This window comes from Bacillus sp. RO2, assembly GCF_012911845.1.
Classification (GTDB): Bacteria; Bacillota; Bacilli; order Bacillales; family Bacillaceae_I; genus Sutcliffiella_A.
On record NZ_JAAXCU010000041.1, the window covers coordinates 61,038 to 74,140 of the forward strand.

A 13,103-nucleotide genomic window follows, 5' to 3' on the forward strand; every position below is an offset into this window, starting at 1 on the left:
TACATCTACTCCAATTTTATACCATCGGTTCAAATTTATCAATCTTGAAAACTTTGTTAATTTGCTATTTGTATAAAGGTTTTATTTCGTGTACTATTATTTTTGTACCATCAGTCTACTTTAATTAGGTGATAAAATGAAGGATCGCAAACTACATGTTCTCACATGTGCTCATAAACTTTTTATTGAAAAAGGATTTCAAGCGACTTCCATCCAGGACATTCTGGATGAGAGCGGCATTGCCAAAGGAACCTTATATAATTATTTTTCATCCAAAAACGAACTGTTAATTGCACTGTTCAAAACGTTATATAAAAAAATGGAAAAAGAACGGAACGACCTCTTGATTGGACAGGACCCGGCGGACATTCATATTTTCATAAAGCAGTTTGAACTTCAAATGGAGACAAATCGGGCAAACAAATTGATCTCCCTATTTGAGGAAGTCATCTTCATTAATGATTCGGAGTTAAAGGATTTCATCCACAAAACTCAGCTAAGGATGCTAAGATGGGTGCACCACCGTTTCTTGGAGATATTCGGAGCAGAGAAACAAGAATACCTCTGGGATTGTGCCATTATGTATCTTGGAATACTGAATCATGGCATCAGATACTACACGATGACCCATGATAAGAAACTGGACATCCATAGAGTTGTGCAATATAGTGTCAATCGCTTGGTGAAGATAGTGGAGGATGTAGCGGAGTCAGGTGAAGTGTTGGTGGATGCAGAGTCGATGGCACGCTGGGTGCCGAATGAAGGGGATAAGGAGTTACCACTTCCACATGCTATAGCACATAAGGTAACTGAATTGAAAAAAAGTCTTTCCGGTGGGCCTGATTACGGGCGTAAGGCAGAGCTTTTGGACTTTATTCAAGAGGAGTTAACCGGGAAAAATCGCACCGCTCCTAGACGTTTCCTTGTGGAGAGTGCAATGGAGAGCCTATGCAAAGACGAGACCTTTGCATCTAACGCTGGACAGGAATGGTTGAAGTTTCAAGAGCTAGTGGAAAGGTCCATTAGATCGGATGAAGATGACTGTTCGTAGAGCAGGATACCCTCATAATTGTAAGAATCAAGAATATAGAAAAGACAAGTGGAAGTCCGGTTTATCCATCCGAACTCACACTTGTCTTCTTTAAATTCTTCTAGCATAATCCTAATTCTTCTATACTTCCTGCGCAACAACATACTTCCTCAGGGTCTGTTGCAGCGTCCCATGCGTTTCTGCATATTGATGGAAGGTCACTCCCATGCTGACCATCTTCCTAACAAGTTCTGCACGCAAGCCAGTGATTACTGCTTTGCATCCCATCATCGAGATCCCAGTCAAGATATCCTCAAATACTGCAATGACATCCTGATCCATAGTGGTGACGCCAGAGAGGTCTAATACAAGTGTCTGCAACTTCAAGTTGGAAATCTCCATTAGCGCCTTCTCTTCAATGATGCGAATTCGATAGTCATCCACATTTCCAATCAATGGCAACACGGCAACCGTTGCACTTACAGGAATAATCGGAACAGATAAATGCTCTACCAATTTCCTTTGCGAACTGATCAGCTCATCCTTGTAATGAGAATAGCTCAAGAAGAAACTATTTAGAAAATAGTCGATATTATTATTGATTTTCTTTTCTATTTCAAAGAAGTCTTCTTGCGTGAGATATTCTCCTCTTTCATCAATAAATCTATTTATAAATTTCCATAGAGTTCTCCTGATTGCCTGAACCCATTCTAGCTTAAATGATAAAGTAAGAGAGTGAGAATGCTTCGCCCATGCAATCCCTTCTTGTTCAGCGAAGTCAATAACTTCCGTCTCTTTTTGCTCCACCACTCGTTGAATCAAGGTTTGCGCATTTTTAAGAAGATCGATATTTCCCTTTTGCAAAATATCATTAATTTTCGATGCGACATTCACAGCCTCTGATAGCAAAGTAGCCTCGAACTCATCCTTATGGTCCTTTAGAAAACTGGTAACTTCTCCATTGCTGACAAATTTCACAGTCATTTAATGATCTCCTTTATAGATATTTATTACTTCCTATTTCTATAAAGAAAAACGTAATCCTCTTTTATTCGACAAAAAAATAAGGGAGTACGGCAACTTCCCGCCTCCCTTAAACATCACCGTTTTGCTTTTCTCACACCTTGATAAATTTCCGATATAGAAGTAAGAAAGAACACCAACACCGCAACCCAGAAAATAAGATCTAGCTGGTACGTAAGGCCAAACAGCTCTTCAAAATAGTTGAAAAACGCTGGATTAAACACAGCAAGGTTGTGGAACACGATAATAAATACAGCAAGCGATACAGCATGAACAATAGCATTTGCCAAAACAAGCTTTATGGTCCATTGCCCAAGCCTCCATTTATACGCCACCTGTCCAACCTCCAAAATCATTACTAGTATCACCAGGGGCCAGAAGGAAATCAATTGGGTTTGATTGAAAAGGGGCGTCACAAGTGTCAATCCCTCTTCCCCTTTTTCATAGATTCCAAGCAACTTATTGGCATTAAAATAACCAGCTACCCAAATAACCGTCCAGATTAAACTGCCCAACAATTCTACTTTTGAAATGGCTTTTCTTTTTGGAACATATGTGACATCTTTTAAATCCTCAGGGGCCCATTCCTTCCACTTCGATGTAATTGGATTAGTGTTATCGGAATTATCCAGTCTTTCCACCAATGCAAACGTAATCGTTATCCAGAAAAATGTCTGAACTCCGGCACTAAGACTGTTCCATATCCCGTCAGCAATCATGCCAAGAATAACCGGGAAGATTTCCCCCTCACCACTATAAGAAAAAATGCCCACGAAGGTCACCACGCAAAAAGAGATGATCATTGCGAGTGGAATAATGAGCTTCAACAGACTTACATACACATCAAAATACCGCGGACCTATCAAATGCATCGGTTTATCCAAATAACCGCTGGCTAGCTTTGCTGGATGCCCAAGCTCTGATAGTACTGCTTTTACATCTTCTTCCTGATAATCATCCGGAAGCATATCCTCGATGGTCGAACGTAGTTCAAGTCCGATATCATCCTGTTGTTTCTCCGGCAGCCTTCGAATCACCTCCTGAACATACAACTCAATCAGTTTCATTGTCCTCATTCTCCTCTCTTAGTAAAATGGCAAGCTCCTGAGACGTTTTCTCCCATTCCTTTTTCAACTTCTCAAAAGTCTCCGTCCCATACTCACTTAAAACGTAGTACCTCCGCGGCCTACTCTCCGTTTTGTCCCAACTACTCGTTACCAGCTCCTGCTTTTCCAAACGCCTAAGCAATGGATAAAGTGTACTTTGCTCAATGGTGATTCCACTTTTTTCAAGCAATTGAACTAGTGAATAGCCATACTGAGGCGTTCTCAGCTGACTTAATACCGCTAATGTCAAAGTCCCACGCCTTAATTCCGTCGTCAACGACTGCAACAATCCATCGCTCATCTACTCACCTCTATTTATACTATATGTCGTACAGTATGGTTTATACTATGTATCATACAGTATGGAGGTGAAAAAAGTAAAGGTATTCATCAGAAATGTGTGTTTACACCTCTTTATCTTAGGTGCATATACTATGCAACTAATACTTCTAGGAGGTTATATCATGACTTGCGAAGTAATAGCAAAAGGGACTGGCAAAAACCTCCTGTCCCTTTTGAACGAATCACACTTCCCGTTTCATCCACCTCTATTCTAGGGAATAAACTACTATTACTTTCTCTGGAGGGATAGCATGTGGATCAGACACCCGTTCTTTAAATATGCAACAGGTATCATTCTAGTATTATTAATAGTTTTTCTATTAAGTAAAGTTCAATTTATTGTTAATCCAATTATTAGCTTTATCACAACCCTATTCTTTCCTATCCTAATTGCTGGCTTTCTATTTTATATCTTAAAGCCATTGGTGAATCTGCTCGCAAAGTCCAAGTTTATCCCGCGTACCTTGGCTATCATTCTTGTATTCTCAGCTATTATTGGAGCTGCTGTATTAGCCGGCTATTCCGTTGGAGGGAAAATCGAGGAGCAGATCGCACAGTTTGCAGAAGACTTCCCATCTTTTCTTGAAAAAAATGAAGAACAAACAAAGGAACTGATTGATGAAAATAACTTCGGCCTCATCTCTTATGAGGAAGCTAAACAGAGAGGTCTAGCCTTTTTAAAAGAACAGTCCCAACGCATTGGAGAGAACGTATCCGCCATCATTTCCTCCATCACTAACTTTGTGACCATCCTTGTTGTAGCCCCGTTCATCTTGTTCTATTTTCTAAAGGATGGCCATAAACTCTTGCCCTTTATCTTGAAAATGCTGCCGAACAAGCATCATGACGAAGGAAAAAGATTGTTAACCGATATAGACAAGACTTTATCCACCTACATTGGCGGACAAATGATTGTGGCATTGGTGAATGGCTTTCTCATGTACATAGGCTATCTCATCATCGGATTGGATTATGCGCTTGTGCTGGCCATATTTATCGTGATTACCGCTGTCGTTCCCATTATCGGTCCGGCATTAGGAGTACTGCCCGCAGGGATCATCGGACTGATGACTGATCCATTTATGGTCGTGAAGATATTAATACTTCTTGCAATCGTGCAACAGATTGAAGGAAATTTGGTTTCCCCGCAGATTATCGGAAACAAGCTCTCCATTCACCCTTTGACAGTCATCCTGCTCCTTCTTGCAGCAGGGAAGCTGTACGGATTTATCGGTATTCTGTTGGCGGTTCCCGTGTATTCAGTTTTGAAGGTTGTGACCAAGAATCTGTATGAGGTTTATCGGTTACGAAGGGCTTAAGCAGAAAACTTCAATTAAAAAAGGGGAATCAGCCACTCAAACTGCTTCCCCTTTTCTAACTTATGTTTGTTTTTTCATATATCTTAACGTTTCTTCTATTCCTTTTTCATATGGAGTCCACTCCATTGTCCCAAGAAACTTCTCTAGTTTTTCCCCTGATAGAATGGTAGGCTCAGTGTTGATATATTGCATTTCCACCGCCTCACGCATTCCCTTTCCAGCAACCAGGGCATAAAGAGCAAACAGAGGCTTTGTAATGTAGTAAAGTTGCTTATCTTTACCTAGCTGTCCTTTCACGATTTTTTCAAAGTCACGCCCGGTAATGGTCGATACGGCAGGGATATTCCAACAGTGCCCATAGGCATCCTCTTTTAAAGCTAACTCCACCATCACCTTAGCTCCATCTTTCGTATAAATAAATTCCCTTTCAATGTTTCTCGGTCCGACAAAACCTCCCTTTCTTTTTTGCAGGAGTTGATCCAGAGTAAAGTGCATGTAAGTATTAGTAGCATTCGGCCCATAAAAGTCTGGAAAGTGGCAAATTAATGACGGAATAGAGGACTGTTGAATCGTTTCCCCCATTACCTTTCGAAGCTTCCCTTTTTTGGTATGAGGGTTTTTTTCCATATTCTCGGTAATCCTGTTACCACCGCTTTTTCCATAAGCATAAATGTTATCTACCATGGCTAGTTTTGCACCATTCTCTTCCGCTGCATGGATAATATTTTGGGTAATTGGCAACAACTTATCCTTCCACTGTTCATAAGGAAGGTTCAGTGCATGAAAAATGACATCAACACCTTTAGCTGCAAAGATCAACTTCTCTTTACTTCCTGCATCTCCAGCTACGAGTGTCACTTTTTCTTCACTAGCAAATAGCTCCTCAAGTTTCTCTATACCTCTGGCAAAAGCCACTACATCCACCCCGCGACTAACTAGTTCCATCACCAATGAATGCCCCATTCCACCTGAAGCCCCTATAACCAATGCTTTTTTCATAAAAATATACCCCCCTGCCTAGTTTTTAACCGACGGTCAATAAATGTTCAAAAAATTTTACCCCAAAGATGCCAGGATAAAATTCACATGTGATTCTGCCAAGCCTTTCACTTCTTCATAGTCTGCATCACACCGGCAATAGTGACTAACGAAACCGTGTAAGGAAAGGAAAATGGACCATGCTTGCTGGATGCTGATAGATTGATTGCTAAGTTTTAAAAGTGCCTCTGCAAACTTCTCATAAGATTCATTCGGACCTTTATTAACATAGCTTTTCACTTCTTCATCTGAAAGCAGAAACATCATCTCATATTGACTCTTATGCGTAAGGCCAAAGCGGATGAATTCGAGCAAAACTTGCGTTAATTTTGTTTTGTTATCAAGGTTCTGCATCATCACATTGTCCAGCCAAAGATCTAGTTCTTTAAAATCCGATTCAATCATGGCGTAAAAAAGTTCCGCTTTATTTTTAAAATGATAATAAATAGCACCATGACTATAACCTAACTCTGCAGCTATTTGCCGCATCGAAACCTGTTGATAACCCTTCTTGCGAAACAACTCCCGTGCTGCATTCATTACCATCATCTGAGTTAATTCATTTGTTACCGCTTTTCTAGGTGTCATTTCCTTACTCATCCTTTTTATTGACCACTGTTTAATTAAAATATATACCTTTGGAAATACTGTTGTCAACTAAAAAATTGGTAACATGTTCCTCAATCTGTCACAATGATAGTGGAACTAACTTATTTAATAAACGTACAATTATCAAACAAACCTTCTAAAAGGAGACACACAATAAATGGAGCAAGCTTCGAATACTAATTTGAAAAAATTTACCGCCCTTATCATGTCGACTAATATCCCAAAACTCGCACTAACACTGGGATTAGTCGGCAGTCTAATCACCACACTTGTTGGACTAACCATTCCCTTGCTTACCCAGCAACTAGTCGACGGCTTTTCCATGGAATCACTTAGTGTCGGTCTTATTGTTGCAATTGCAGGCGTCTTTATTTTACAAGCTGTGATTGACGGATTATCCACCTACTCCCTCGCTTATGTCGGCCAAAGCATCGTTGCCGGCCTTCGCGAGAAAATGTGGTTCAAATTGATCCGTCTGCCTGTCAGTTATTTTGACAAAAAAACAAGTGGCGAATCGGTCAGTCGTGTAGTTAACGACACAGGGATTGTAAAAGATTTGATCTCACAGCACTTCCCGCAGTTCATCACAGGAATTATCACGATTATCGGTGCTGTCATCATCCTCTTCATCATGGACTGGAAAATGACATTGCTTATGCTGATTTCCGTGCCAGTAACAACGCTGGTCATGATTCCACTTGGTACGAAAATGGCGAAGATCTCACGTGGCATGCAAGATGAAACGGCCAATTTTACCGGCAGTGTCCAGCAGACTCTAAGTGAGATTCGTCTGATGAAGGCATCAAATGCGGAAGCGGTAGAAGAGATTAAAGGGAAGTCTGGCATTCGCACGCTACTCACTTTTGGTCTTAGAGAAGCTCGTATTTTTGCTATAATCGGACCGCTTATGTATATGGTCGTCATGCTTGTGATTGTGGTGATTATCGGTTATGGCGGAATTCGGGTAGCAGAAGGCACCATGACAACCGGGGAACTCGTTGCTTTCCTGCTCTACCTGTTCCAGATTATTTTTCCGATTACATCTTTTACGATGTTTTTTACACAGCTACAGAAGGCTAAAGGCGCGACGGAAAGAATTATTGATATTCTAGAAATCGATGACGAACCCGGACAGGAAGGATTGGCTGCGGATATTACCAATCAATCCGTTTTCGTAAAAAGTGTGTCCTTTGGATACAACGAGGACGAGCCTATCTTGCGTAATGTTTCCTTTGATGTTGAACCTGGCATGATGGTTGCCTTTGCAGGACCGAGCGGCGGCGGGAAAAGTACACTTTTCGGTCTGCTGGAACGCTTTTATGAACCAACAAACGGGGAAATTTACGTCGGCGCGTTACCTATCTCCTCCTTATCCATGAAAGCATGGCGCCAGCAAATCGGCTATGTTTCCCAAGACAGCCCGATGATGGCCGGTACCATCCGAGATAACTTGACGTATGGGTTGGAAAATAAAGAGGAGCTTACAGATGACCGCCTATGGGAAGTAGCCAAGATGGCATATGCCGACCAGTTCATTCAAGAGTTTCCGAAAGGGCTCGATACCGAAGTGGGCGAACGCGGAGTGATGCTATCTGGCGGACAACGCCAACGAATCGCGATTGCCCGTGCCTTTTTGCGCGACCCTAAGATTTTGATGATGGACGAAGCAACGGCAAGCCTTGACAGTCAGTCAGAAGGAATCGTCCAGCAGGCGTTGACTAGGCTGATGGAAGGCCGGACAACATTTGTGATTGCGCATCGCCTTTCTACGATTGTGAATGCGGATAAGATCATTTTTATCGAAAAAGGCGAGATCACTGGAATGGGGACTCATCAGGAGTTGGTGGAGTCGCATAAGTTGTATCGCGAGTTTGCGGAGCAGCAGTTGACTTAGGTTGGAGATAAGAAAAAAGGTCAAGGATGCGGAGTCCTTGACCTTTTTTTATGGTAGATTTGTTCTAATTCAAGATTTGGGTATTGAGTCGGTTTCTCTGTTACCGTTTTCCAGAGTCCAGAGAAACCGCTTCTCTACTACCATTTTCCCTGTTCCCATTTGCATTTCGGGCGGAGAGACCGACTCTCTACTACCGTTTTCCCTATTCCCATTTGCGGTTCGGGGGGAGAGACCGACTCTCTACTACCGTTTTCCCTATTCCCATTGCAGTTCGGGCGGAGAGACTGCCTCTCTACTACCATTTTTCCCTATTCCCATTGCAGTTCGGGCGGAGAGACTGCCTCTCTACTACCGTTTTCCCTATTCCCATTCCATTTCGGGTGGAGAGACTGCCTCTCTACTACCGTTTTCTCTGTTTCCATTGTGGTTCGGGCGGAGAGACTGCCTCTCTACTACCGTTTTCCCTATTCCCATTCCATTTCGGGCGGAGAGACTGCCTCTCTACTACCGTTTTCCCTATTCCCATTCCATTTCGGGCGGAGAGACTGCCTCTCTACTACCGTTTTCTCTGTTTCCATTGCGGTTCGGGCGGAGAGACCGACTCTCTACTACCGTTTTCCCTATTCCCATTCCATTTCGGGTGGAGAGACCGACTCTCTACTACCGTTTTCCCTATTCCCATTGAGGTTCGGGAATAGAGACGACCTCTCTATAGCAATTCAACCTAACTTTCTTTAAAGTTCATGCCGAAATCAACCGAGCTCGTGCCGAAACCACTCAAGTTGATGCCAAAACCACTCAAGTTCGTGCCAAAACCACACGAGCTCGTGCCAAAACCACTCAAGTTCGTGCCAAAACGAAAATCACCCTAAGTCCCACAATACGTTCGGTACCCAGCGGTCACACTCGCACCCGGCGCCACACAATAATCTTCCTGTTCCTCCGAATATGCATACGGATCACGCAAGATCCTCACCAAATTCTCCATCACACCATAATTCCCATGTTCTACAGCCGCTTCCAATGCAGTTTCCACCCGGTGGTTTCGCGCAATAACACCAGGATTGTTCTTCTGCATCAGCTCACGAACCTCCTCCGCACTCGCAGACTGCCTACCTAAACGCTCCTGCCACAATGAATGCCATTCCAAAAACGCAGGTCTTTCAGCCAAATCCAATTCACTCAATGTCAACTCACGAAACGTATTCGTAAAATCCGCCTTGCTTTCCTTCATCACATCAAGCAGCCCCTGCACCAATACCTCATCCCCAGATTCTTCACCAAACAACCCAAGTTTCGCACGCATCCCTGCAAGCCAATACCCCTTATACAAGTCCGAAAACTTATACAACTCTTCTTGAACCAACTCGACAGCACGCTTTTGCTCCTGATCAAACAACGGCAACAAAGCTTCCGCAAAACGTGCCAAGTTCCAACCGCCGATTCGCGGCTGGTTTTCATATGAATAACGACCTTGTACATCAATGGAACTGAACACGGTCGCCGGGTCATACACATCCATAAACGCACATGGTCCATAGTCGATGGTTTCCCCGCTAATTGTCATGTTATCTGTGTTCATCACACCGTGAATAAAACCAACCAACTGCCATTTCGCAATCAGCTCCGCCTGTTGCTCCATCACTTTTCTAAAAAATCCAAGATAGTCACCGGGATCCAACTCAGGGAAGTGGCGTTTCATTGCATAGTCAGCCAATGCATGCAACTTTTCCAAGTCACCCCACTGAGCAGCAAATTGAAAGGTTCCAAAACGAAGGTGACTGGACGCAACTCGGGTCATGACTGCTCCAGGTAACAATCCTTCCCGCAAGACCTCTTCCCCAGTTTTCACCACAGCCAAACTTCGTGTGGTCGGGATCCCCAAGCCGTGCATCGCTTCACTTATAATATACTCACGCAGCATCGGTCCCAAAGTTGCACGACCATCGCCACCCCGGGAATATGGAGTCCGCCCCGAACCCTTCAACTGAATATCAAAACGCTTTCCAGAAGGTGTAATTTGCTCCCCCACCAACAAGGCACGGCCATCGCCAAGCATCGTAAAATTGCCAAACTGATGGCCCGCATACGCTTGAGCTATACCTGAACCACCTTCTGGAACGGTGTTACCTGCAAGAATCGATAAACCGACACCATCTTGCAATGCTTCCGCTCTCAGTCCAAGCTCACTGGCAACCGTCTCATTTAGGACAACCAACTTCGGTGCCTCCACAGGGTTCGGCTCTATTTTTGAAAAAAACAATTCAGGTAATGATTCATAGCTATTATCAAATTTCCATCCTATATTGTTAGTAATGGTCATCAAATCCCCTTCCTCTCATCTGTCTAGGTCAATACATTTATTATACCCTTTGTACCGCCAAATTTAATAAAATCAGCCTTGCCCATAGAAAGTTCAAATTTCGCATTTGAGGAAAATAATGCTAAAATATATCTCAAACAAGTAACAGACAAGGAGATACTCCATGAACAAAACTTGCAAAGATACCCGCGTCGTCCGAACAAGCCGTGTGTTTCCAAACGACATTAACAATCACAACACTCTGTTTGGAGGAAAGCTATTGTCTGATGTGGACATGCTAGCCTCCATTTCAGCTGCCCGCATGTGCCGTTGTGAATGTGTAACAGCCTCCATGGACTCGGTGGATTTTCTATCACCAATCCGACCTACTGATGCCGTAATTTTTGAATCGTTTGTAACTTGGACAGGGAATTCTTCCATGGAAGTTTTTGTGAAAGTGACAGCAGAGGATTTAACAAAAGGTACCAAAAACATTGCAGCGACAGCCTTTTTAACGTTTGTGGCACTAGATGATCAAGGAAAGCCTGCTCCAGTACCTTCTATTACACCAGAAACAGAAGAAGAGCTGTACCTAAACAAAACCGGGGAAGAACGGGCAAAAGCACGTCGCACCAGAAGAGCAGAATCCAAAGCGCTAGCTTCCAAGCTGACAAATGGATTTTCACAACAAAAATAAGAGAGTGCTCACTATCCCAGCACTCTCCTCTATTCCATCACATTCGCTGAAAGATTCACTTCCGCTGTGACAGCGTTTTGCTTTTCCAATGTAATCCTTGCAACCGTTCCTTTATTCAATTCACTCTCATAATCAAGCGACCCATTATGATTTTTAATAATTTTATTTGTAACAAGCAGGCCTAAGCCTGTTCCTTTTTCTTTTGTTGTAAAAAACGGTTTTCCCAACTCCTTAATCTTTTCAGGAGAGATACCGACACCTTGATCTTCAAATTCTATATAAACCGATTCGGCTGTTTCCTTTAGACGGATGGTTACCTCTCCACCACGCGGCATCGCTTCAAAGGCATTTTTTAAGAGGTTGATGAACACTTGCTTCATTTCACTTTCCACACAGTCATGCATCAATGATTCCGGTACTTCCAGCTTGATTCCTATATTGAGGAACAATGCCTGTGAGTCCAGCAAAAATACTACATTCTTCAAAAGCTTAACCATGTCCACATTTTCCAAGGATTTTGCTTGTGGTTTGGCAAGCACTAGCATTTCATTAGAAATCAGTTCAATCCGTTCCAACTCACTTGCCATAATTTCATAGTATTGAGGATTCACTCCGTTTTGTATGTTAATTAACTGCAAGAATCCTTTTAAGGAAGTGAGCGGATTTCGTATTTCATGAGCAACCCCTGCAGCCAACTGCCCCACTGCTGTTAATTTTTCTGAATTAACCAGCGCTTCTTCTGATTCTCGGCGCTCCGAGATATCTCTAGTTGTACTAATGATTTGCTCGAGTTTTCCGTATTCATCAAAAACTGGTTTTGAAACTGTTTCAAGCCAAATAGTTCTGCCATCCTTTGTTAAAATACGGAACTCTTTACTTACTGATGTTTGAGCATTATTTATTTCATCGTTAAAACTTTGTACGGTTTCTAGATCTTCCGATGGAATGAATTGAGTAAAATCAGCTCCGATGATATCCTCTTGACTGTAGCCAAGTATATCGGTCACGGCAGGATTGATGTATTGAACCGTCCCGTCCGGTGAAGCTAGCGTAATGATGTCTTTCGAATGCTCTGAAATGAGCTGATACATATTTTCAAATTCCTGTTTTCGTAAAAAAGTAAAGGCCGTAACCGCATGCTTACTCATTAAAATGGACAGACGTATATCCATTTCAGTCGGATGATATGGATAACGATGATAAATAGCAAACGTTCCATATATTTTCTCTCGATAGTAAATAGGGAGGGACCAGACAGCGCGTACTCCAGCCAAGTTAGTAAGTTCTAAAAAAGGCTCCCACACAGGATCCGTATGCATATCTTCGCAAATGACAATGCGCTTTTCATTTGCTGCTATGCCGCATCCGCCAACGCCAAGCGGAAGGTTTTTGGCTCTCTCCATGAAACACTCCGGAAATCCATCATAACCCGGTCCGGGACTCAATGTTTGCGTCGCATCATCAAAGATCATCGTCGTTACAACGGCATCTTCTGAGAGCATCTCTTGCAACTCTACTACCAAACGAGATAATATTTTCTCTACCGTATCATCATGTTCAAAAGGATTTTTATGTAAAAGTTCATTCAGCATAGTATGCCCCTCAACGTTCCTTTAGTATTTTCTTACTATTCTAATAATAACTTTACCACATTAAAGTGCTTTTGGCTTTTTATTTCCACAATTGGAGAAGCAATTTTTTTAAAAGACTAGATATCGTCCTGAACAGACGCAAAGATTCTCT

11 protein-coding genes are annotated in these 13,103 nt (G+C 42.5%); 4 read left to right on the top strand and 7 right to left on the bottom strand.

Annotated elements, in window-relative coordinates:
- Positions 1-136 precede the first annotated feature (136 nt).
- Positions 137-1,051 carry a TetR/AcrR family transcriptional regulator gene (locus HF078_RS10370; protein WP_169291082.1) on the top strand — a complete coding sequence of 305 codons (915 nt, stop codon included), beginning with the start codon at positions 137-139 and terminating at the stop codon, positions 1,049-1,051.
- 120 nt (positions 1,052-1,171) lie between these two features.
- Here the strand turns inward: HF078_RS10370 and HF078_RS10375 are convergent, their stop codons facing one another.
- The 3 genes from HF078_RS10375 to HF078_RS10385 all read right to left on the bottom strand — a co-directional run bounded on the left by HF078_RS10375 (position 1,172) and on the right by HF078_RS10385 (position 3,460).
- The gene (locus HF078_RS10375; protein WP_169291083.1) at positions 1,172-2,014 is read right to left on the bottom strand and encodes an STAS domain-containing protein; all 843 of its coding nucleotides are present in this window, start codon (positions 2,012-2,014) and stop codon (positions 1,172-1,174) included.
- A gap of 116 nt (positions 2,015-2,130) precedes the next feature.
- On the bottom strand, positions 2,131-3,120 hold the full coding sequence (locus HF078_RS10380) for a hypothetical protein (RefSeq protein ID WP_169291084.1): 990 nt from the start codon (positions 3,118-3,120) through the stop codon (positions 2,131-2,133).
- Positions 3,107-3,460 carry a PadR family transcriptional regulator gene (locus HF078_RS10385; RefSeq protein ID WP_169291085.1) on the bottom strand — a complete coding sequence of 118 codons (354 nt, stop codon included), beginning with the start codon at positions 3,458-3,460 and terminating at the stop codon, positions 3,107-3,109. The genes HF078_RS10380 and HF078_RS10385 overlap by 14 nt, the downstream gene beginning before the upstream one ends.
- Positions 3,461-3,752: 292 nt before the next feature.
- On the opposite strand from HF078_RS10385, the gene HF078_RS10390 reads away from it, so the two are divergent.
- Entirely contained in the window at positions 3,753-4,820 is a 1,068-nt protein-coding gene (locus tag HF078_RS10390; protein ID WP_169291086.1) for an AI-2E family transporter, read from the top strand.
- Between the two features lie 60 nt (positions 4,821-4,880).
- Here HF078_RS10390 and HF078_RS10395 read toward each other — a convergent pair whose 3' ends face one another.
- Entirely contained in the window at positions 4,881-5,819 is a 939-nt protein-coding gene (locus tag HF078_RS10395; protein ID WP_169291087.1) for an SDR family NAD(P)-dependent oxidoreductase, read from the bottom strand.
- A gap of 57 nt (positions 5,820-5,876) precedes the next feature.
- A complete protein-coding gene (locus HF078_RS10400) occupies positions 5,877-6,446 on the bottom strand; it encodes a TetR/AcrR family transcriptional regulator (protein ID WP_169291088.1) in 570 nt (189 codons plus the stop codon).
- A 178-nt stretch (positions 6,447-6,624) separates the two neighbouring features.
- Between HF078_RS10400 and HF078_RS10405 the strand changes: the two genes are divergently transcribed.
- Positions 6,625-8,361 (top strand): ABC transporter ATP-binding protein, encoded by a 1,737-nt coding sequence (locus HF078_RS10405; RefSeq protein WP_169291089.1) that lies wholly within the window; start codon positions 6,625-6,627, stop codon positions 8,359-8,361.
- 868 nt (positions 8,362-9,229) lie between these two features.
- Here HF078_RS10405 and HF078_RS10410 read toward each other — a convergent pair.
- Positions 9,230-10,684 (bottom strand): protein adenylyltransferase SelO, encoded by a 1,455-nt coding sequence (locus tag HF078_RS10410; RefSeq protein ID WP_169291090.1) that lies wholly within the window; start codon positions 10,682-10,684, stop codon positions 9,230-9,232.
- A gap of 163 nt (positions 10,685-10,847) precedes the next feature.
- Here HF078_RS10410 and HF078_RS10415 point away from each other — a divergent pair, with 163 nt between their 5' ends.
- Entirely contained in the window at positions 10,848-11,360 is a 513-nt protein-coding gene (locus HF078_RS10415) for an acyl-CoA thioesterase (RefSeq protein ID WP_169291091.1), read from the top strand.
- Between the two features lie 29 nt (positions 11,361-11,389).
- On the opposite strand, the gene HF078_RS10420 is transcribed toward HF078_RS10415, so the two are convergent.
- Entirely contained in the window at positions 11,390-12,952 is a 1,563-nt protein-coding gene (locus HF078_RS10420; RefSeq protein WP_169291092.1) for a PAS domain S-box protein, read from the bottom strand.
- Positions 12,953-13,103 lie beyond the last annotated feature (151 nt).

Excerpts from the sequence above, each read along its gene's own strand:
- HF078_RS10375 (WP_169291083.1), bottom strand. The coding sequence starts at position 2,014 with ATGACTGTGAAATTTGTCAGCAATGGAGAAGTTACCAGTTTTCTAAAG.
- HF078_RS10380 (WP_169291084.1), bottom strand. The coding sequence starts at position 3,120 with ATGAAACTGATTGAGTTGTATGTTCAGGAGGTGATTCGAAGGCTGCCG.
- HF078_RS10405 (WP_169291089.1), top strand. The coding sequence starts at position 6,625 with ATGGAGCAAGCTTCGAATACTAATTTGAAAAAATTTACCGCCCTTATC.
- HF078_RS10410 (WP_169291090.1), bottom strand. The coding sequence starts at position 10,684 with ATGACCATTACTAACAATATAGGATGGAAATTTGATAATAGCTATGAA.
- HF078_RS10400 (WP_169291088.1), bottom strand. The coding sequence starts at position 6,446 with ATGACACCTAGAAAAGCGGTAACAAATGAATTAACTCAGATGATGGTA.
- HF078_RS10370 (WP_169291082.1), top strand. The coding sequence starts at position 137 with ATGAAGGATCGCAAACTACATGTTCTCACATGTGCTCATAAACTTTTT.
- HF078_RS10395 (WP_169291087.1), bottom strand. The coding sequence starts at position 5,819 with ATGAAAAAAGCATTGGTTATAGGGGCTTCAGGTGGAATGGGGCATTCA.
- HF078_RS10415 (WP_169291091.1), top strand. The coding sequence starts at position 10,848 with ATGAACAAAACTTGCAAAGATACCCGCGTCGTCCGAACAAGCCGTGTG.
- HF078_RS10390 (WP_169291086.1), top strand. The coding sequence starts at position 3,753 with ATGTGGATCAGACACCCGTTCTTTAAATATGCAACAGGTATCATTCTA.
- HF078_RS10420 (WP_169291092.1), bottom strand. The coding sequence starts at position 12,952 with ATGCTGAATGAACTTTTACATAAAAATCCTTTTGAACATGATGATACG.
- HF078_RS10385 (WP_169291085.1), bottom strand. The coding sequence starts at position 3,460 with ATGAGCGATGGATTGTTGCAGTCGTTGACGACGGAATTAAGGCGTGGG.